17 protein-coding genes are annotated in these 19,345 nt (G+C 57.0%); 13 read left to right on the forward strand and 4 right to left on the reverse strand.

What is annotated here, in order from left to right:
- Positions 1–35 precede the first annotated feature (35 nt).
- From pip to AC0L8N_RS11400, 5 genes are all read left to right on the forward strand, one after another.
- The gene (gene pip, locus AC0L8N_RS11380) at positions 36–1,007 is read left to right on the forward strand and encodes a prolyl aminopeptidase (protein WP_473667773.1); all 972 of its coding nucleotides are present in this window, start codon (positions 36–38) and stop codon (positions 1,005–1,007) included.
- Between the two features lie 9 nt (positions 1,008–1,016).
- Positions 1,017–2,357: a dihydroorotase gene (locus AC0L8N_RS11385; RefSeq protein ID WP_473667774.1), complete on the forward strand. Its 1,341-nt coding sequence runs from the start codon at positions 1,017–1,019 to the stop codon at positions 2,355–2,357.
- A gap of 139 nt (positions 2,358–2,496) precedes the next feature.
- Entirely contained in the window at positions 2,497–4,305 is a 1,809-nt protein-coding gene (locus AC0L8N_RS11390) for an FAD-dependent oxidoreductase (RefSeq protein WP_473667775.1), read from the forward strand.
- A 74-nt stretch (positions 4,306–4,379) separates the two neighbouring features.
- The gene (locus tag AC0L8N_RS11395) at positions 4,380–6,182 is read left to right on the forward strand and encodes a 2-oxoacid:acceptor oxidoreductase subunit alpha (protein WP_473667776.1); all 1,803 of its coding nucleotides are present in this window, start codon (positions 4,380–4,382) and stop codon (positions 6,180–6,182) included.
- Between the two features lie 16 nt (positions 6,183–6,198).
- Entirely contained in the window at positions 6,199–7,254 is a 1,056-nt protein-coding gene (locus AC0L8N_RS11400) for a 2-oxoacid:ferredoxin oxidoreductase subunit beta (protein ID WP_473670129.1), read from the forward strand.
- A 33-nt stretch (positions 7,255–7,287) separates the two neighbouring features.
- Here AC0L8N_RS11400 and AC0L8N_RS11405 read toward each other — a convergent pair whose 3' ends face one another.
- Positions 7,288–7,764 (reverse strand): cupin domain-containing protein, encoded by a 477-nt coding sequence (locus AC0L8N_RS11405; protein WP_473667777.1) that lies wholly within the window; start codon positions 7,762–7,764, stop codon positions 7,288–7,290.
- A 136-nt stretch (positions 7,765–7,900) separates the two neighbouring features.
- Here AC0L8N_RS11405 and AC0L8N_RS11410 point away from each other — a divergent pair, with 136 nt between their 5' ends.
- Positions 7,901–9,025: an NAD-dependent epimerase/dehydratase family protein gene (locus tag AC0L8N_RS11410; protein ID WP_473667778.1), complete on the forward strand. Its 1,125-nt coding sequence runs from the start codon at positions 7,901–7,903 to the stop codon at positions 9,023–9,025.
- A 115-nt stretch (positions 9,026–9,140) separates the two neighbouring features.
- Positions 9,141–11,078, forward strand: coding sequence for an OPT family oligopeptide transporter (locus AC0L8N_RS11415; protein WP_473667779.1), 1,938 nt, complete (start codon positions 9,141–9,143; stop codon positions 11,076–11,078).
- Between the two features lie 95 nt (positions 11,079–11,173).
- On the opposite strand, the gene AC0L8N_RS11420 is transcribed toward AC0L8N_RS11415, so the two are convergent.
- On the reverse strand, positions 11,174–12,514 hold the full coding sequence (locus AC0L8N_RS11420) for a DUF2330 domain-containing protein (RefSeq protein WP_473667780.1): 1,341 nt from the start codon (positions 12,512–12,514) through the stop codon (positions 11,174–11,176).
- Positions 12,505–13,350, reverse strand: a complete 846-nt coding sequence (locus tag AC0L8N_RS11425) for an RnfABCDGE type electron transport complex subunit D (RefSeq protein WP_473667781.1) — start codon at positions 13,348–13,350, stop codon at positions 12,505–12,507. The genes AC0L8N_RS11420 and AC0L8N_RS11425 overlap by 10 nt, the downstream gene beginning before the upstream one ends.
- Before the next feature lie 211 nt (positions 13,351–13,561).
- Here AC0L8N_RS11425 and AC0L8N_RS11430 point away from each other — a divergent pair, with 211 nt between their 5' ends.
- The 6 genes from AC0L8N_RS11430 (at position 13,562) to AC0L8N_RS11455 (ending at position 18,134) form a co-directional block, all read left to right on the forward strand.
- Positions 13,562–13,924 carry a DUF6249 domain-containing protein gene (locus AC0L8N_RS11430; protein ID WP_473667782.1) on the forward strand — a complete coding sequence of 121 codons (363 nt, stop codon included), beginning with the start codon at positions 13,562–13,564 and terminating at the stop codon, positions 13,922–13,924.
- An 89-nt stretch (positions 13,925–14,013) separates the two neighbouring features.
- Complete coding sequence (locus AC0L8N_RS11435; protein WP_473670131.1) at positions 14,014–14,487, forward strand: RNA polymerase sigma factor; 474 nt, start codon at positions 14,014–14,016, stop codon at positions 14,485–14,487.
- A 7-nt stretch (positions 14,488–14,494) separates the two neighbouring features.
- Positions 14,495–14,818, forward strand: coding sequence for a hypothetical protein (locus AC0L8N_RS11440; RefSeq protein WP_473667783.1), 324 nt, complete (start codon positions 14,495–14,497; stop codon positions 14,816–14,818).
- Positions 14,819–14,854: 36 nt separating this feature from the next.
- On the forward strand, positions 14,855–15,145 hold the full coding sequence (locus tag AC0L8N_RS11445) for a hypothetical protein (RefSeq protein WP_473667784.1): 291 nt from the start codon (positions 14,855–14,857) through the stop codon (positions 15,143–15,145).
- A gap of 56 nt (positions 15,146–15,201) precedes the next feature.
- Positions 15,202–16,485 carry a cysteine desulfurase-like protein gene (locus AC0L8N_RS11450; RefSeq protein ID WP_473667785.1) on the forward strand — a complete coding sequence of 428 codons (1,284 nt, stop codon included), beginning with the start codon at positions 15,202–15,204 and terminating at the stop codon, positions 16,483–16,485.
- A 158-nt stretch (positions 16,486–16,643) separates the two neighbouring features.
- A complete protein-coding gene (locus AC0L8N_RS11455; RefSeq protein WP_473667786.1) occupies positions 16,644–18,134 on the forward strand; it encodes an SLC13 family permease in 1,491 nt (496 codons plus the stop codon).
- Here the strand turns inward: AC0L8N_RS11455 and AC0L8N_RS11460 are convergent.
- Positions 18,128–19,312 carry a M14 family metallopeptidase gene (locus AC0L8N_RS11460; RefSeq protein WP_473667787.1) on the reverse strand — a complete coding sequence of 395 codons (1,185 nt, stop codon included), beginning with the start codon at positions 19,310–19,312 and terminating at the stop codon, positions 18,128–18,130. The genes AC0L8N_RS11455 and AC0L8N_RS11460 overlap by 7 nt on opposite strands.
- Positions 19,313–19,345 lie beyond the last annotated feature (33 nt).

Raw genomic sequence — 19,345 nt, forward strand, 5'->3', positions numbered from 1 at the left:
TGCCGAGTCGCCTGTGGCAACATTGGGAGTCAGAAATGCAAAAACCGAATGTGAGCAGTATGGACGAAAGGCGGACACTGTATCCTGAGATCGAGCCTTACCAAAGCGGTCGGCTCAACGTTGGCGACGGCCACGAACTCTACTACGAGGAGTGTGGCAATCCGAGGGGCAAGCCAGTGGTCTACCTGCATGGCGGCCCCGGGAGTGGTTGCAATGCCCGGATGCGACGCTTTTTTAATCCCGATGTCTACCGTGTCATTCTATTCGACCAGCGCGGCTGCGGACGCAGTACGCCGCATGCGAGCTTGCAGGACAACACAACCTGGGATCTGGTCAACGATATCGAGGTGTTGCGCGCCGCCCTGCAAATCAAGCGCTGGCAGGTCTTCGGCGGATCCTGGGGCAGCACGCTGGCATTGGCGTACGCCGAACGGCACCCTGAGCACGTCAGCGAGCTCGTGCTGCGCGGCATCTTTCTGGGACGTGCACACGAAATAAGCTGGTTGTACCAGCAGGGTACCAGTCGCTTGTTTCCCGAAGCATGGCAGCAGTATCTTGCGCCGATTCCGCCGGGCGAGCGAAATGACCTGCTTAACGCCTATCACCGTCGCCTCACCAGCGATGACGCCAATGAACAGCTCCGCGCCGCGCAAGCGTGGTCGACATGGGAAGCATCTACTGTCCAGCTGTTGCCGACGGCCGACGTAGTCGCTTCGTTCTCGGCTGAACGTATGGCTCTGGCCATTGCCCGTATAGAGTGTCACTACTTCGTTAATGCATGCTTTCTGAGTGAGAACCAACTACTGAACGATATCGGTCGGATCCGGGGAATTCCTGCGGTCATCGTGCACGGGCGTTACGATGTGTTGTGTCCGGCCGAAACGGCCTTCGAGTTGTCACAAGCCTGGCCGGAAGCCCGACTCCATATCGTGCCGGACGCCGGCCACTCGGCTTTCGAGCCGGGCAATGCCCACGAACTCATCGTTGCAACTGACACCTTTGCCTGAAATAAAATTATGAAAAAACTACTGATAAAAAACGCGAAGCTGGTGAATGAAGGCCAGACCACCGAGGGTGATTTGCTGGTCGTCGGCGAACGCATCGAGAAAATCGCCAAAGAGATCGCTGCGCCGGAAAACTGCAAGGTGCTGGACGCAGCGGGTCGCTACCTTATTCCGGGGATGATTGACGATCAGGTTCACTTTCGGGAGCCGGGCCTGACGGCCAAGGGTGATCTGGCCACGGAGTCCGCGGCGGCAATCGCGGGCGGCATAACCAGCTTCATGGATATGCCCAACGTCAATCCGCTGACGACCACCCGGCCTGTGCTGGAAGACAAATACCGACTGGCCGCAAATCGTTGCAGCGCTAACTACGGTTTCTATTTCGGCGCGACCAACCGCAATATCGAAGAGATCAAGGCGCTGCAGATCAACGAAGCGTGTGGCATTAAGGTGTTCATGGGCGCGTCAACTGGCGACATGCTGGTTGACGACAGTGATGCGCTGGAACTCATTTTCGAGCACGCACCGGTGATGGTGGTCACTCATTGCGAGCATTCACCCACCATCTGGGACAACGAAGCCCGCGCGCGTACGCAGTACGGAGAGGATGTTCCCATGTCGGAACATCCCAACATACGCTCGGCGGCGGCCTGTCTGGCTTCATCCACTTTGGCGACTGGTCTCGCGAAGCGCTACGACGCATTGCTGCATGTCTTGCATCTGACGACGGCTATCGAGATGGGCTTGTTTTCGCGCGGACATCGCAGTGAAAAACGAATCACGGCTGAAGTCTGTGTGCATCACCTGTGGTTCGACGAGAGCCGTTACGCTGAGCTTGGTTCCCGCATAAAGTGCAACCCAGCCATCAAGCGCGCCGAAGACCGGCAGGCACTGCTCACCGCACTCGCTGAAGATCGCCTCGATATAATTGCGACCGATCATGCGCCACACACGGCTGCTGAGAAGGATAATCTGTATTTCAAAGCACCCGCTGGCCTGCCGTTGGTTCAGCATGCCCTGCAAACTTTGTTCGAGCTGTCGAAACAGGGGCATTTCAGTGTTGAGAAACTGGTCGACAAGACGTCGCATGCCGTCGCCGATATATTCGGCGTTCAGGAACGCGGTTATTTGCGCGAAGGGTATTTCGCGGATCTGGCGTTAGTGAACACCGAGAAACCTTACACGGTGAGCCCGGCAAACGTATTGTGCAAAGTTCAATGGTCGCCTTTTGAAGGGCAACGATTTAGCAGCAGCATAGACGCGACCATCGTCAATGGCGCGGTCGTTTGGCAGGATGGCAAGCTCTCCGGAGAGGTCGTCGGTCAACGCCTGCAATTTGATCGCCATCGCTGACTTTTTCGTAGTCTCGCGCGCAAAGTGTGACTGGTTGTTTACTTTCCGCTTTATACCGTTATGCTAGCGACAAATCGTATTAGCAACGGCGGCGCAGTCCGCAGCCCGGCGTTCACACTTATTGCTGGGCAGTATGTCGATGAAACCAACAGACACCTCCAAGCCTGATTATTTCCACAAGGTGGTTGATTGTCAGTGGGCGTGCCCGGCACACACTGACGTTCCGGCCTACATCCGGCTGATTGCCCAGGGCCGTTTTTCTGACGCTTACATGCTGAACCGGGAATCCAATGTCTTTCCCGGCATTCTCGGCCGTGTTTGTGACCGGCCGTGCGAGCCGGCCTGTCGGCGCGGGCGCGTTGAAGACAAGCCGGTTGCGATTTGTCGCCTTAAGCGGGTTGCGGCCGACCATCGTGATGACATCACCGGGCGATTGCCGAAGCCGCAGGGCAAGACCAATGGCAAGAAAGTTGCACTGATTGGCGCTGGCTGCGCTTCGCTGACCGTTGCCAACGACCTGTTGCCGCTGGGCTATGACGTTACTATCTTTGAGGCGCTGGGCAGTACCGGCGGTCTCATGCGCACCAATATTCCGCGGTTCCGTTTGCCACCAAAGACGCTCGATGAGGAAATTGGCTACATCATCGACATGGGCGCGGAGCTCAAACTTAATCACCGCATAGACAGTCTCAAGACCCTGATAGAGGACGACGGCTTTGACGCCGTGTTCGTCGGCACTGGCGCGCCGCGGGGTAAAGAGCTGGATCTGCCGGGTCGTCATGACACCAATAATATTCATATTGGTATCGACTGGCTGGAATCGGTGGCCTTTGAACACACTGAATCCATTGGCGAGAACGTGCTCATTATCGGCGTTGGCAACACGGCGATGGATTGTTGCCGGACGTCGCTGCGTATCGGCGCAAAAAATGTGAAGGTCATGGCACGCAAGCCGCGCGGCTTTTTCAAAGCGTCCGACTGGGAACTGGAAGACGCCGAAGAAGAGAATGTCGAGATCGTCATCAACCACTCGCCAAAAGAATTCGTGGTCGAGAACGGCAAGCTCGTAGGTATGAAATTCGAGCAGATGGAATACAAGGTCGACGACAAGGGTGGCATCGATCGTGGCACTGTTATTGGTGAAACGATTATTCCTTGCGATGACGTGATTCTGGCTATCGGTCAGGAGAATGCTTTTCCCTGGATTGAACGCGACATTGGCATTGAATTCGACCAATGGGATTGCCCGATCGTCGACGAAACCACCATGATGTGCAGTCGTGATGGCGTGTTTTTTGGCGGCGATTCCGCGTTCGGACCGAAGAATATTATCTGGGCTGTGGCTCACGGCCATCAGGCGGCAATTTCCATACACAAGCATTGCCAGGGCGAAGACCTGCACGACCGCTTGCCACACGGCATGAATCTCAATAGCCAGAAAATGGGCATGCACGAGTGGAGTTTCTCGAACAATTACGACTCGTCCGAGCGGCGTCTGATGCCGCACGTCGATTTACGTGAGCGGTTCAAGAATATCAACGTCGAGGTTGAGCTCGGCTTTACGGTTGAGCAAACGATCAAAGAAGTTGAGCGTTGCCTGAATTGTGATATTCAGACGGTGTTCACCGAAAAACTGTGCATCGAGTGCGATGCGTGCATCGATATTTGCCCGGTCAACTGCCTGACCATTACGGAAGGCGGGGAAGAAGCCGATTTGCGTACGCGCTTGTCGGCACCGGCGGAAAATTACGAGCAGGCGCTCTATGTTTCAGACGTACTGCCGCAGACCAAGCGTGTCATGGTGAAGGACGAGGATCTGTGCGTGCACTGCAGTTTGTGTGCAGAGCGCTGCCCGACCGGCGCCTGGGACATGCAAAAATCAACCGTTTTAATTCCATATGCCGCCGATGAAGCGGCACCCGACCGGCAACGGGCCAAAGCGGGTTAATGACTTTCATTGCGACCGCAAGTGACTGTTTGCAGCACACCGGTCTCTATCAGTAGGCGCCCAGGGTATCGTTCGTGTCCACAGTTAATGATGTAGTAATCAAGGTTGCCACCGTAAATGGCACCGGTTCCGCCAGCGCCAACGGTCTGCTCATGAAAGCGATTTTTCGTATGGGCGTACCGGTCGTCGGCAAAAACTATTTTCCGTCCAATATTCAGGGTTTGCCTACCTGGTACGAGGTGCGGGTCACCGGAGACGGTTACCAGGCGCGTGCCGATCGGGTGGACGTGATGGTCGCCATGAATGCGCAAACCTATGCGAAGGACATGGCCGAGGTTGCCTCTGGCGGCTGGCTGATCTATGACTCGACGTGGCCTCGCAACCGGCAGCTTAATCGTGAAGATATTCACGTGCTGGGTATCCCGCTTTCAAAAATGTGCAATGAAAACTTTGACGGTGCGCGCTCGCGTATTCTGCTGAAGAACATTGCCTATGTCGGTGCGCTTGCCGCACTGCTCGATCTTGATCTGGACGTCATCACTGAACTGCTGAACGAGACGTTTGCGAGCAAGAAGAAGCTGGTCGATTCCAACCTGAAAGCCATTCAGCTTGGTTACGACTACGCGATGGAGCATTTCAGCTGTCCATTGTCGAAAACCGTCCAGCGGATGGATAAGACCAAGGGGCATATCATGATCGACGGCAACACGGCCGCCGGTCTGGGCTGTGTGTATGCGGGCGCAACCGTTGGTGCCTGGTACCCGATTACGCCGTCAACCTCGCTAATGGATGCTTTCAAGGCGTTTTGCAAGAAATTCCGAATAGAAGAAGAGTCCGGCGGCAAGAAATTTTGCATCGTGCAGGCGGAAGACGAGCTCGCCGCGATTGGTGTTGTACTGGGTGCAAGCTGGAACGGCGCACGCGCGTTCACCCCGACCAGCGGTCCTGGCATTTCGCTCATGAATGAGTTCATTGGCTTTGCTTATTACGCTGAAGTGCCTGCCGTCATTTTCGATGTCCAGCGTACCGGACCATCGACGGGGATGCCGACGCGTACCCAGCAATGCGATCTGATGGCCTGCGCGTACGCATCGCACGGCGATACGAAACACGTACTCCTGTTCCCGGCTAATCCGCAGGAATGCTTCTACATGTCGACGACGGCCTTTGATCTTGCCGATCGCCTGCAAACCCCTGTGATGGTGCTGTCCGATCTGGATATCGGCATGAATGACTGGATGTGCCCGGATTTCGAGTGGGACGATTCTTACACGCCAGACCGCGGCAAGGTCCTGACGGCCGAGCAGCTGGAAGGCATGGAAAAATTCTACCGCTATCTCGACAGCGACGGTGACGGCATCACTTACCGAACGCTGCCTGGCGAGCATCCCAAAGGTTCCTTCTTTACGCGTGGCTCCGGGCACAACAAGTTCGGCGGCTATACGGAAGATTGTGCTGAATATCAGGAAGTGGTCGATCGCTTGCTGGTCAAATGGGAAACGGCGCGCACGCTCGTGCCGGAACCCGAGATCGCCTATTCCAAGATGAACAAAGAAGCGATAGTCACCATTGGCAGTTGCGATGGTGCTGTCAAAGAAGCGTTAGATCGGTTGAAGGAATCCAACATCGGCTTGAACGTTTGCCGAATCAAAGCGTTTCCCTTCAGCGATTCAGTTCGGGATTTTATTGCGCAACATGACCGGGTTTACGTTGTCGAACAGAATAGGGATGCACAATTACGTTCCTTGTTGATTCTGGACCTGGAAATTAACCCGGCGAAGCTCAAGCCGTTGTTGCACTACAGCGGCATGCCGATGCACGCGCAGTTTGTTGTGGATGAAGTATTGAAACAGCATGCCAAAGGCCAAGCGGCCTGATTGGCGGGATACCAGCATGAGCTATATTGCGAAACCGAAAATCTCCCACCCGAAATCGCCACGCAACGCGCTAGGCCTGACCGAGCGCGATTACGAAGGTGCCGTATCAACGTTGTGCGCGGGCTGTGGTCACGATTCAATTACTGCGGCACTGATTCAAGCGGTATTCGAGCTGAGTATCGAACCGCATATGCTTGGCAAGATGAGCGGCATTGGTTGCTCGTCAAAAACACCGGCCTATTTCGTCAGCCAGTCACATGGATTTAACTCCGTGCACGGCAGAATGCCGTCAGTTACCACGGGCGCCAATGCGGCAAACAATGAGTTGACGTATATCGGGGTGTCGGGCGACGGCGATTCCCTGTCCATCGGCATGGGCCAGTTTGCGCACGTCATACGCCGCAACCTGAACATGTGTTACATCATCGAGAACAATGGCGTCTACGGTCTGACCAAAGGTCAGTATTCCGCTTCTGCTGATGTTGGTAGTACGGCAAAGAAAGGCCCGGCCAACCGGCAAATGCCGATAGATCCCGTTAGTACTGCGATCGGGCTCGGTGCCACTTACATCGCGCGCGGTTTTTCAGGTGATAAGAAACAGCTGGTACCGTTGATCAAGGGGGCTATAACGCACAAGGGCTTCGCCTTGCTCGATATCATCAGCCCGTGCGTAACCTTCAACGATCATCAAGGTTCAACCAAGAGCTACGCGCACACGCGCGAGTTCTACCACCATGTCATCGAAGCGGATTTCGTGCCGCCGAAGCAGGAAATTGTGGCTGCCTATGAAGAGGGCGCAGCCATGCCAGTGGAAATGCACGACGGCAGCAAGATCGTATTCCGCAAGGTAGACAAGGCCTATGACCCAACCAGCCGGGAGGCGGCGTTTTCCTACCTGCGCAGCAGTGTGCGTGCCGGCGAAATTGTTACCGGTTTGCTCTACATCGATCAGGAAGCAGGCGACATGCACGACTTATCGGGCAGTGTGAAGCGGCCGTTGGCCAAGTTGCCGTACGCCGAGCTGAGTCCAGGCAAATCGACCCTCGCCAAGGTCATGAACAGCTACCGCTAGGCGCCGCGTATTACGCTTCAAAATCGCGAGAAATTACCAGGCCTCGCCGTTGCGGCGACGGAACTCGCGGTTGCCATTGTTGGTTCTGCGTAGTTCGAGGTCGATGTCAGGGTAAAAGACCTCGTCATTGCTGTGCCGGCTGCCGACTTCCATGTAACTTGCCATTGCCTCGCTGTCGTTGCGAAGTTGATGCCCATCGGTAATCCCGGCTTTGAACCCGGCGCAATCACCGCGCTGCATAACAGTCTCACCACAATCGGTAACCAGAGTGATCTCGCCGTCGAGCACGTAGACGAATTCGTCTTCGTGGCTATGCCAGTGGCGTTGTGACGAGCACGTGCCGGGCGGGAGCTCAACAAGATTGACGCCAAACGCATCCAGTTCGAAGAGCGTTCCGAGTGCTCGTTTCGCGCGTTTGGTAACGGCGTCGCGAAACGGCTCAGGATAGCTGGATCCGGTGTGCGCACTGACCTCATACGCCGTCCGAATAGGCTGATTGTTTGCTGCCATGGTTTTCTCCCGTATCGCGGTCTTTGATTGATTCTGGCACAGTAGCGTTTGCTCGTTAATGGTCAGCCGCGGTGGAACCCTGGATGCATAGTCGTGTCACAGGGATGGTCGCTGGACCTATAAAGCAGGGGAGCCGATGGACAAGCAAAGACGGCAATTGATGCAGCTTGGTTTGCTGGGTGGCGCAGCCGCGGCAAGCTCTGCGCTGACCGCCAATGCACATCACGATGCCGGGCATGCCGCCGATCAGACTGCTGCGCTGCGCATCCTCGTGCTCGGCGGTACCGGCTTTATCGGACCGCACATGGTCAGCGAAGCGCTGCGCCGCGGCCACACCGTGGAGTTGTTTAATCGTGGCCGTACCAACAACGATTTGTTTCCGGACCTGACAACCTACGTGGGCGACCGCGATGGAGGACTCGCGGTACTGAACGGACATCGCTGGGATGTTGTCATCGATAACTCCGGTTATGTGCCTCGCCACGTCGCGGATTCTGCACGACTTCTGGCAACCGCTGCGTCGCACTACATCTATATTTCAAGTATTTCGGCTTATGCAAACTTTGCGGCACCAATGGACGAAGACGCGCCGCTGGCGACTATTGACGACGAAAGCGTTGAAGAAGTCACCAACGGTAACTACGGTCCGTTAAAGGCGTTGTGCGAAAAGCGCGCCCGATCGGAGTTTGGCGCGGATCGTGTCGCTGTATTCAGGCCGACCTATATCTGTGGCCCCGGAGACCGTACAGACCGCTATAGCTATTGGCCCGTGCGCACGTTGCAAGGCGGTGACATGCTCTGGCCCGGAACTCCGGCGGACGAGATTCAAATGATCGATGTTCGCGACCTTGCCAACTTCACGATTGATGTTGCTGAGCAGAGAACGGTTGGTACCTACAATACCGTCACGCCGCCGGGCAGCCTGACGATGGGCGATTTGCTGGCCGACTCCCTGGCCGTGACAGCCGCTGAAACCAACCCTGTCTGGCTGGACTACGAATTTCTGTCTGCCCACGATGCTGGTGACCGCGAACTGCCGATCTGGGTAGCACCGACGCCTGACCTCGCTTTTGCAGCGAAGGTCAGTGGCACACGGGCTTACGCGAAAGGGCTTAAGAACCGGCCTAACCGCGAAACGGCACGTGACACCATTAGCTGGTGGAAAACCTTGCCGGCGGACCGCACCGCTACAATGCGGGCCGGCTTTAGCACTGAACGGGAGGCCGAATTGCTGGCGGCATGGAAGGCACGGAATAGCTGACTCGAGCGTCTTGCCTGATGCCGATCCCTGGATATTTAGTTAGCTGACGCGCTGGCCAGCAAAAACCGCGGCAGCGAACCTGCACAAAAAGAACAACAACAAGGGGGATGCATCAATGAACAATCCCGGCATGGCGCAACTCACACCGCGTGCGGTCATCCTGGCGATAATCCTCGCCATGATCCTTGCTGCGGCTAATGCGTATCTCGGCCTGTTCGCAGGCTTGACGGTGGCCACAGCCATTCCGGCTGCGGTTGTTTCCATGGGTGTGTTGCGCCTGCTGGGCGGCGGCACCATTCTCGAAAACAACATAGTGCAGACCGGCGCATCGGCCGGCTCATCGATTGCCGCGGGCGTTATCTTTACCATTCCGGCACTGGTTATCCTCGGCTACTGGGATGACTTCAAATATTCCTGGGTGCTGGTGATTGCCGGTCTTGGTGGGTTGCTGGGCGTGCTGTTTTCGGTGCCATTGCGCCGCACGATGATCGTTGAAGATCCACTGCCGTTCCCGGAAGGCAAGGCCGCTGCCGAGGTGTTGAAGGCGGGTGACAACCCCGGCCCCGGACTGAAATTGCTGGCGATTTCCAGTGTACTCGGCGCTTTGGTCAAAGCATCGGCCGCGAGCGGCATGCGCATGATCCCCGACAGCTGGGCCATTGCCGGTTATCTGGGCAATGGCAAGGTACTTGCTTATGTAGGTACCGGCCTGTCACCGGCATTGCTGGGTGTTGGTTACATCGTTGGGCTTAACGTTGGCATCGTCGTGTTATCGGGTTCAATTATCTCCTGGCATATCGCGATTCCGATTTTCAACGCGTTCTTCATGGACACGGATCCAGCCCTGGCGGCACAGACGCTGGGCGCAGGCGCGGCCGATACGGCGTTCGCTATCTGGAACGCAAAAATTCGTTATCTTGGCGTCGGTGCGATGCTGATTGGCGGTGTCTGGACGTTGTTTGCACTCCGCAAGTCGTTGGCTTCAGGGATCAAGAGCGGTTTCGCCGCCGCGCGCAAGGGCACGGGTAAGGTGATCGCAGAGACCGAGCGGGACCTGCCGATGAAATGGATGCTGGTCGCACTGGTGATGTTCGTCATACCGCTGGCTCTTCTTTACCAGGCGATAGTCGGGCAATGGAGTGTCAGCATTCCGATGACCATCATCATGATCGTCGCGGGCTTCCTGTTCGTTTCGGTTTCCGGTTACCTTGCCGGGCTTGTTGGCTCGTCCAACAACCCCGTGTCCGGAATAACGATCGCGACAATCCTGTTTGCGTCTCTCGTACTTGTGTTCCTGCTGGGTAAGGAATCCCCGATCGGCGCAGTTGCGGCCATCATGATCGGCGCGGTCGTTTGTTGTGCTGCCGCCGTCGGTGGCGACAATCTGCAGGACCTGAAAGCCGGTTACCTGGTGGGCGCAACGCCGTGGAAACAGCAGTTGATGCTCGCGATCGGCGCGTTCTCCTGTGCGTTGATCATGGCGCCGATGCTGAATCTGTTATCGGCGGCCTACGGCATAGGCGCGCCGACGGCCGAATTCCCCAACTCGCTGGCGGCGCCACAGGCTACGCTGATGGCATCGGTTGCCAAGGGCATGTTCGGCGGCGAGTTGCCGTGGGCAATGATCGCAATTGGTGCCGGCGTAGGTGCAATTACGATCGCACTCGATGAATGGCTCAAAGCTCGCCGGTCCGGTTTTCGCGTGCCGGTACTGGCCGCCGCTATCGGTATTTATTTACCTCTGGAATTGATGGTGCCGATATTCCTCGGCGGATTCTTGTCCTACCTCGTCGAACGCAAGCACAACGTCAAAGGCGAAAGCGATGAGAGGGACCGCGTGCATCGTCCCGGGACTTTGTTTTCAGCCGGCCTGATTACCGGTGAAGCCTTGATGGGCATCGCCATCGCAATACCCATCGTGCTGAGTGAGCGCGCCGATATTCTGGCATTGTCTGAAGGCTGGCATTTCGGGCAATGGGTAGGGCTTGCAGTGCTCGCTGCGGTTGGCTGGCTGCTTTATCGCAGTGGCGCGAGGGATAAGGAAATCGCTTGATGACCAGTGCGATACCCGGCCGGCACTGCTGCCGTCCGGGTATCGCGGTCACCGCTGCCTTGCAAGTGACCGCTTGACGCTGGTGTAACAGACGCTCAGTTCCAGAGTTTTTTCCACCAGGGCAGGGCATCCGGCGTGACGCCGCCGTCAAAGAACGGAATACGTGCACGTATATCCTCGAGATCCCAGCCGGTGAGGCTGGCGAGAGTCTTCGCTTCCTGCTCCTGGCGTTCGCGTACGGCGGTTTGGTAGCTGCCCCCGTCGCAGCTGATATCGCCCTTGAACGGATGGCGAATTACGTAGCGACCCTGAAAGTTGCCGCGATCGCCGGTTTCATGAAACATCAGGTCTTCAGGAAAGCGCTCGCCGTCGTAACGGACGTGCAGGCGAGTGACAAACACGTTTTGTGCGGGCCCTGCGATCTTCTGTTGACGTGCAGGCTGGTTGCCATCGTTAACCCAAAACACGCCGAGGTTGCGTAACTGCGAGGCATTCAGTGGATTCGCGGCGCAAGGATCACACCAGGCCATATCCCACGCGTATTCCAGAAACACCGCGCGGCCGTTTTCTTTTTCAGTTTGGGTCTGGAACATGGCGCGGTAGAAGTCACTGAATTCCGTCTGGACGTATTCCGGTATTTCATTGTTGCTCGGCAGACGCACTGTCCGGTAGTTGGTAGTTTCCACTCTTCCCGTCCGTGTCAGGGCGTAGACAAACAGCTCCTGTTCATCCTTGGCGTTAACGGTTCCAAGTCGAATAGGCAGCATGAATCGATTGCTCTCGTATGCGACCTGGATAGGCCGCAGCTTCGCGTAACCGAGTTTGCTTTGTTCCTCGAGATTCACTCTTGCAACGAAGAAGCGCATGTCTTGCTTCAGGTAGCTGTTGATAACCGGTTCCGCGCCGGCTGGCAGGCGATAGTCGTTTTCTTTGAGCCAGCTAACGAGTCCGCCGCTTTCTTCGGCAGACAGAATCAGGATGTCATACTCGCCGACTGTGTACTGAGCCTCGATCGTGACCCCTTCCGCGTTCGCGCTTTTTTTCAGTTGCATCAGGCCCGCCGAAGCTCTCGATTCCAACACCATGTCGTCGCGCATATAGCGGCGCTCACAGGGGTCGGGGTCGTGGTATTCGACCAGACGAGGTGCGGTGTAAGCATCAAGATGCGCGATCAGGTTGCCGTCGGCTACGTTGATTTGTTCCCGTTCAATAAAGGTGGGTACTGGTATCACTACAGCGAAGTCCTGTGTATCGCCTTGAAAGTCATTGGCCATCGTGATGACTGTTCGATTGCCATCGCGAACCAAAACAACCTGGGAGGCTTCGTTGTAAAGAGTGGTATCGGCGCGCGCGACATAGAAGCCGCAGAACGCCTCGGCGGTCGTACTGATGGCCACGGTCGCCAGCGCACAGGCGGCAAGTATGGTTATTCGCATTGTTTTTCTCCTTCGAAATAGGTTTCAGGCAACGGTCTCGTGGTCGCTTCGAACCAGCGGTACTGTTGTCCGTGCAGGACGGCATCGATGAGCGGGACTATCGGCGCGGCAAAAAACAACGCCAGCATCGGCCCGTAGGGTTGGTAGTAAACAAACTGGATTGTGTGTGCGATCAATGCGACCAGCGCGCCGTACAAACAACGGCCACTGGCGGAGTTCGGCGTGGTCTTTGGGTCCGAGATCATGAAGAACGCGAAAATAAGCAATGCGCCGTTTTGCAGATGATGCAGCGGTATGCTGAGCGGGTCGCCGAGCCACAATGCGCGCCCTGTCAGGAGGGCGGCATAGGCGCCGAGGAAAGACAGGGTAGTTTCTGCGCGTCGTGCGCGAGTCAGTACCAGAAAGCCCAGGCACGCCAGAGCGAATGCTGCGATGGTGGCATTGCCCCACTGCCCGGTTGATATCCAGGCGTGATCAGTAAGTAGCATGAAGCCGACGATCGCAAAGTTCGCCGGATTAAAAATGTGCTTGCCGTTGTAACGCAGGACAAACTTGCTGCCGATAGCGGCAACTGCTGCCAGCCCAGCGACGCTGGGCAGGTCTGTGCGCAACAGCAATGTCAGCGACAGCGTTGTGACCATGGCGCTGCGCGGGTCGAATATCGGCACGCCAGCCAGGCGTCCTGCAGTGTATTGCGTTGCCTGGGCAGCTATGAAAATGATCACGGCATGTGCCCAGGGTATGCCGAAATCGAGCATGAATACGCCAGCGGCCACGAGTACGGTGAGTACCGCGATCTGGTAGTAGCGTGGGTCTGGTGTGGGCAGTGTCTGCATGGCCCTTTAAACGCGTCATCGGGCCATTCGGGGTTTAATTGCGCTGCTCCGGTCTTCGTCAGATTCAGAGGGCAGGGTACAAGAGACTGATTCTAAAAGAAAAAAAGCTTACCGGGCATTTCCGGGAATTGCACCGCAACGTGCATCCAAAACATCGGCGAGAGTCATCTGTAAATTGTCTGGCACCTGGGTGTCAAAAGCGGAGTCGAAAATGAGTGAAGAATTTATTCCTGTCGTGATGTTCATAATGATTGGTGTGGTCATCACAATGGCGTTCTATTTCAAGCATCGGACGCGTGCTGAAATACAGAAAACCGCGCGTGTCGTGCTTGAAAAGGGGCAAGAGTTGAGCCCCGAATTGCTGGAGAGCCTGGGCGAACCGAAAAGGTCCGGTAACAGTGACCTGCGCCGAGCGCTGATTGCCATGGCGTTGGCCCTTGCCACTGCCGCGTTCGGTTACCTGTTGGACGAGGGCGTGGACGGGGAGTTGCTCGCCATAGCCATGTTCCCGTTCTTTGTCAGTCTGGCCTATCTGGCCATGTGGAAGTTAGGTAAAGGTGAGGGCTCAAGCTGAAGATTGCCCCGCATCAACTGGCGCATGCCGATGAACTGGAGCTCATTGCGCGCTCCAGGGTCAACGGCGATACGGATTGTTTTGGCGAACTGATCAGGCGACACCAGTCGCAGCTCCGCTTGTTCCTGTTGCGACTGTGCCGTGAACCAGCGCTTGCCGACGACCTGGCGCAAGACGCGTTGATACATGCGTTTGAAAAACTTGATGGTTTTCGAGGCGATGGCTCTTTTGCCGGTTGGTTGATGCGCATTGCTTGGACGACGTTTTTGCAATCCAGACGACGTTCCGACCGCTACCGGCAAGTGGTGGAGCTGGCAGCGCAGGAGCCGGCAGCCACGCACACTTCGCCGGCACAGGACGAGGTGACCGATCTTGATCGCTTTCTGGCCGTGCTGACGACTGACGAGCGAGCCATCATGATTCTTGCCTACAGTTGTGGCATGTCACACAGTGAAATCAGCAAGGCCGTGGACTTGCCGGTTGGTACGGTCAAATCGGTCATTCACCGCAGCAAACAGAAAATCAGGCATGACTTTGACATCGACAATCATAAACTTGGGTGACTACCGTATGGACGACGAAGACCGCAGATTGCGTGAGTTGTTTGCGCACGCAACGGTCCCGGATGACGGCTTCAGCGGGCGTGTAATTAAACGCATCAGGCGCAAGCACAGGTTGCGGCGCTTGCTGTTGCCGCTGGCATTGCTGACAGGCGGGGTATTCGCGGCGCGGCCAGTAATGGCGATACTCGATGAGTGGTCGGTTCGTTTGCACGGGCTGTCCGCAGACCTGGGTACGGTAGCCGATATGATCACTGCCCTGACCGGCACGATGGTGCTGGTCGTGCCCTTGCTGGTCGGTGGCGCGCTGATCTTCAGCCTGCTCGAAGATTAGGCAGCAACACTCGGCTCCTCCGGTCCGCCGCTCAACGTGATCAAAGGGCTGGCGCATGTCCCTTCACAGAATGGCGCAGGCGTCGTTGAATCGACCCTGCCCGTCGTATACATTGCCCCGATGAACCTCCGTGAACAGGTTGAAGAGCTGTTACCCAATTGGGAACGCTGGTACCCGAGTCTTTTTGATGCGGCCAACGATCTCGGGGTTATCCGTGCCCAGGTGTGCGACCCGAACTCATTGTTGTTGAGTAACCGGCATTCGGGCGTCCGCAAGAGTGCGGAAGACGCGCATCGAGAGAAGTGGGGCGGAAACGTCCAGGAATAAGTACGGCCGACCGCCCGGTCGCTGCCGCCATAATCTGAGCACAAGCAGGACCTGAAATGCCCTATAAGCTGAGCGCGATACGATCCCAGTTTCCAGCCCTCGAAATTTCTGACAACGGCCGGCAACGAATTTACTTCGATAACCCAGCCGGCACACAGGTCCCGCAGATCGTCATTGATCGCATCAGCGAGTGCCTGATTGAGTCGAACGCCAATCTGGGCGGCTTTTTCGAAACATCACAGCGCGCTGACGCTGTTGTAGACAGCGCGCATCAGGCGATGGCGGACCTGCTGAACGCTGCGTCGCCGGATGAGATTGTTTTCGGGCAGAACATGACCACGCTGACTCTGCACATGTCGCGCTCGATCGGGCGGCAACTGAAAGCAGGCGATGAAATCATCCTGTCGCGTATGGATCACGATGCGAACGTCGCTCCATGGCTGTTGCTCGCCGAGGATCTCGAGCTCGTCGTCAAATGGATGCCATTCAATACCGAAACGTTCGAATTCGATCTGGCAGAGTTCGATAAATTGCTCAGCGAACGAACCCGGCTGGTTTGCGTCGGCGGCGCCAGTAACCTGATTGGCACGATCAACGACATCAAGACGATCAGTCAGAAGGCCCGCGACGCTGGAGCATGGTCGTTCATTGATGCCGTGCAGCTGGTACCGCATGTAGCCGTTGATGTGCAGGACCTGGGTTGTGATTTCCTGGCCTGCTCGGCATACAAATTCTTCGGGCCGCATCAGGGTGTGCTGTGGGGTCGCCGCGAAGTGCTCGAGTCACTTGTGCCCTACAAAGTCAGGCCGGCTCCCGCCGGGATACCGGGGTGCTTTGAGACGGGTACGCAGAGCCACGAGGGCATGGCCGGGACGGCCGCTGCTGTTGACTACTTCGCCTGGATTGGCGAGTCGATGGCCAAGAATTTTATGGCATCCAACAAACGTTATCAGGGGCGCTGCCGTTCAGTGCATGCTGCTCTCGATTACCTGTTCGACTACGAACGCGGTCTGGCGAGCCATTTGATCCGTGGCTTGCGGCAATTGCCGGGCGTTCGCGTGCTTGGCATCAGCGACGACAGCGCGATGGACCGTCGGGTCCCGACCGTCTCGTTCGTGGCCGCAGGCACCGAATCGGCCGTTATTGCCGAACAATTGGCGCAACGCGGTATTTTCGTGTGGAGCGGTCACAACTATGCCGTTGAAGCAGCGCGCGTGTTGGGTATCTATGAAACCGGCGGTGCTGTGCGCATAGGCCCGGTGCATTACAACAGCGTGGCTGAAATCGACACGCTGCTCAATGCCCTCGACGATATTCTGCCCCGGGCCAACGCCGCCTGATTACCGTATTGCTGGTACGAAGCCGGCCTGCCCAAACGAGCTGGCGGCATCCCTTGTCCGCCGGCCGTCGCAGCGAGACATGCGGTAAAGTGGCTGTAAATTGCAGCTGCGGCATTCGGGTTCGTACGCCGCCTATTTGCCACTACGGAATTTGCTAATTGACTACTACCGCTAAGCATACCGATTCGACGGCCAGTCGCTCGCTCGATACTCACCAGATCGTTGGCCGTGTACTTGGCCCTGTGGTCTTTGCGCTGATGCTGGTAACAGAAGGATGGCAGGACGTCATGGACCCGCTGGCCTGGCGCGTCGCCGCTGTGGGTATCTGGATGGCGGTTTGGTGGGCGACGGAAGCGATCCCGGTGGCAGTCACCGCCTTTCTCCCGATCGTGGTATTTGAGCCGTTGGCAATCTCCAGTGTTCGCGATGCTGCGGCACCGTACGCCAATCCGACCATCTACCTGTTTCTTGGCGGGTTCATGATGGCGCTCGCGCTTGAACGCTGGAATCTGCACCGACGCATAGCGTTAGCTGTGCTGGACCGGACTGGCACCGATGGCAAACGACTGGTCGGCGGCTTCATGCTTGTGTGTGCCTTGCTTAGCATGTGGATGACAAACACCTCGACTACCATGATGTTACTGCCGATCGTGCTGTCCGTCGTGGGCGTCATTCGTGACAACGTCAAAGGCCTTAGCGATAAGCAGCGCGATGATTTTCAGATTGCGATGCTGCTTGGTCTTGCCTATTCCGCGAGTATCGGCGGGCTGGCAACGCTGATCGGTACCCCGCCCAATGCATTGCTGGCAGCTTATCTCGCATCGAACTACGGCATCGAAATCAGCTTCGCCCGCTGGATGGCAGTGGGCATCCCGGTCAGCTTCGTTATGTTGCCATTGGCATGGCTCGCACTGACTCGCTACCTGTATCCCGTGAATATTCCGGCAAGCCGGGCCGTTCAGGAGCACCTGCACAAGCTGCGCGCGGAACTGGGGGCTATGAGCACCGCGGAAAAGCGCGTCGCTGTGATATTTGGCGCTGTCGTAACGTGCTGGATGTTGCGCCGGCCGCTGATGGACTGGCTGGGCCTTACTGGCGTGTCGGATACCGGCATCGTCATGACCGCGGCTGTCCTGCTGTTCATGATACCCAGCGGTAACAAGGCGCAGCCGCAGTTGATGACATGGCACGATGCGGCCCGCTTGCCATGGGGTGTCCTGATACTGTTTGGCGGCGGTTTGAGTCTGGCGGCGGCTGTTTCCAGTTCGGGTCTGGCCTTGTGGTTGGGCGAAAGCCTGTCACCGCTGAATGCATTGGGCACCGCCATGCTGATTCTGGCGGCTGTTGCGCTGGTGATCTTTCTGACCGAATTGACCAGTAATCTTGCAACCACGGCCACTCTGCTGCCGGTCGTCGGCGCCATCGCTGTTCAGGCCGGTCTGCCACCGATCATGCTGACTGTACCGATCACGATCGCTGCCAGTTGCGCCTTCATGTTGCCGGTTGCGACGCCGCCGAATGCCATCGTGTTCGCAACCGGATCGATCAGCATTCCGCAGATGGTGAAGGCCGGTGTATTCCTGAACCTGATCGGTATCGTCGTGGTGACGCTGACCGCGCTCTACCTGGCACCCGCACTGCTTCAGTAAGGTGCCGGTAGTGCCAGCATCAGGCGCATGAATTCCTCAGCGAAAATGACCGAGCTGCGCGCGATGTCGTCGCGTGCAACTTCATCGCCGACTTCATAAGTAATCGCGGGAATACCGTAGGTGCTGAAGTACCAGTTCTTGGTATTGCCCTGAGTGGAGCGTGCGCGCGCCTCGTGGCTGAACTCGTAATTCGGCAGCCGCGTCCGCGCACGGGCCAGCCAGGCCGTCGCGAAATCACTTTGCCCCGGGAAGTCTCCAGCCAACTGCGTGTAAAACAGGCTGCGGTTAGTAGAATGAAAGTCCAGCATGAAGGCGGGTCGACCGCCGGTTGCGATCATTTCCTGCAATCTGGCCGAAAAACTCGCGGTCTCTGGCTGTGTGAAGGCGCCCCAGTCCCTGTTCAGATCCACGCCGTTGATGTTGTGTCGCCAGTGGCCCAGTGCGACACCGTCCGGGTTCATAAATGGTGCGATGGCTAGCTGAAAGCGATCGCGGAAAGTGTTTGCCAGATCGGTGTCCGCCATCAGTGTTTGTACAAACGGCCGCATTGCCAATGCCCCGGTAATTTCCGGCGGATGCTGGCGGCCGAGCAGGACAACGAATTCGGGTCGCTCAGGCGTCATCGCCAGGTGCAAAGGGCGGCCGAGAGCGCTGCTGCCCAGAAGTTCGATTTTTACGCCGGGGTGTGTACCAAGCTCGCGGAACCACTGCTGATACCATTCGGCCGTGAGCAATTCCTGCGCCGCGATCCAGGTGATCGGGCGATCAGCGGGTACGGTCAGGGTCATCGTGTGCTGATCGTCGGCAATACTGACGGCGGAAGTTGGCAACGCTTGCCAATGGTGGCCGTCGTAACTCACTTTCGGCCAGTAACGGGCACGGTCATCGGCAAAATCCAGAGTGATATTGACCGGGCCTGGCTCGGTCCGACTCAGTCGGAATGCGTACCACGGACTGGGATTGATCCGCTCGTCTTCCGGGCGTATGTCCACGCGGATATCGCCGGTGGCATCGAATGCACATTGGTAGAAATTGCCGCCTGCGAAGTAGGCGTCAACATGCAGCCTTGCGTTGCTGCAGTGCTTGGCAGGTGTCGAATGTGTTGCGGTGGTTGAGCAGGCAACGGTGAGCAATACAATGCTTGCGAGCAACCAGACGGTTCGAATTCTGTTGATCATGTGTGATTAGTTTCTTCTTTGCGGGCCGAGGAG

Source organism: Woeseia sp. D3-10, from assembly GCF_055809415.1.

Excerpts from the sequence above, each read along its gene's own strand:
- pip (WP_473667773.1), top strand. The coding sequence starts at position 36 with ATGCAAAAACCGAATGTGAGCAGTATGGACGAAAGGCGGACACTGTAT.
- AC0L8N_RS11385 (WP_473667774.1), top strand. The coding sequence starts at position 1,017 with ATGAAAAAACTACTGATAAAAAACGCGAAGCTGGTGAATGAAGGCCAG.
- AC0L8N_RS11390 (WP_473667775.1), top strand. The coding sequence starts at position 2,497 with ATGAAACCAACAGACACCTCCAAGCCTGATTATTTCCACAAGGTGGTT.
- AC0L8N_RS11400 (WP_473670129.1), top strand. The coding sequence starts at position 6,199 with ATGAGCTATATTGCGAAACCGAAAATCTCCCACCCGAAATCGCCACGC.
- AC0L8N_RS11405 (WP_473667777.1), bottom strand. The coding sequence starts at position 7,764 with ATGGCAGCAAACAATCAGCCTATTCGGACGGCGTATGAGGTCAGTGCG.
- AC0L8N_RS11410 (WP_473667778.1), top strand. The coding sequence starts at position 7,901 with ATGGACAAGCAAAGACGGCAATTGATGCAGCTTGGTTTGCTGGGTGGC.
- AC0L8N_RS11415 (WP_473667779.1), top strand. The coding sequence starts at position 9,141 with ATGAACAATCCCGGCATGGCGCAACTCACACCGCGTGCGGTCATCCTG.
- AC0L8N_RS11420 (WP_473667780.1), bottom strand. The coding sequence starts at position 12,514 with ATGCGAATAACCATACTTGCCGCCTGTGCGCTGGCGACCGTGGCCATC.
- AC0L8N_RS11425 (WP_473667781.1), bottom strand. The coding sequence starts at position 13,350 with ATGCAGACACTGCCCACACCAGACCCACGCTACTACCAGATCGCGGTA.
- AC0L8N_RS11430 (WP_473667782.1), top strand. The coding sequence starts at position 13,562 with ATGAGTGAAGAATTTATTCCTGTCGTGATGTTCATAATGATTGGTGTG.
- AC0L8N_RS11440 (WP_473667783.1), top strand. The coding sequence starts at position 14,495 with ATGGACGACGAAGACCGCAGATTGCGTGAGTTGTTTGCGCACGCAACG.
- AC0L8N_RS11450 (WP_473667785.1), top strand. The coding sequence starts at position 15,202 with ATGCCCTATAAGCTGAGCGCGATACGATCCCAGTTTCCAGCCCTCGAA.
- AC0L8N_RS11460 (WP_473667787.1), bottom strand. The coding sequence starts at position 19,312 with ATGATCAACAGAATTCGAACCGTCTGGTTGCTCGCAAGCATTGTATTG.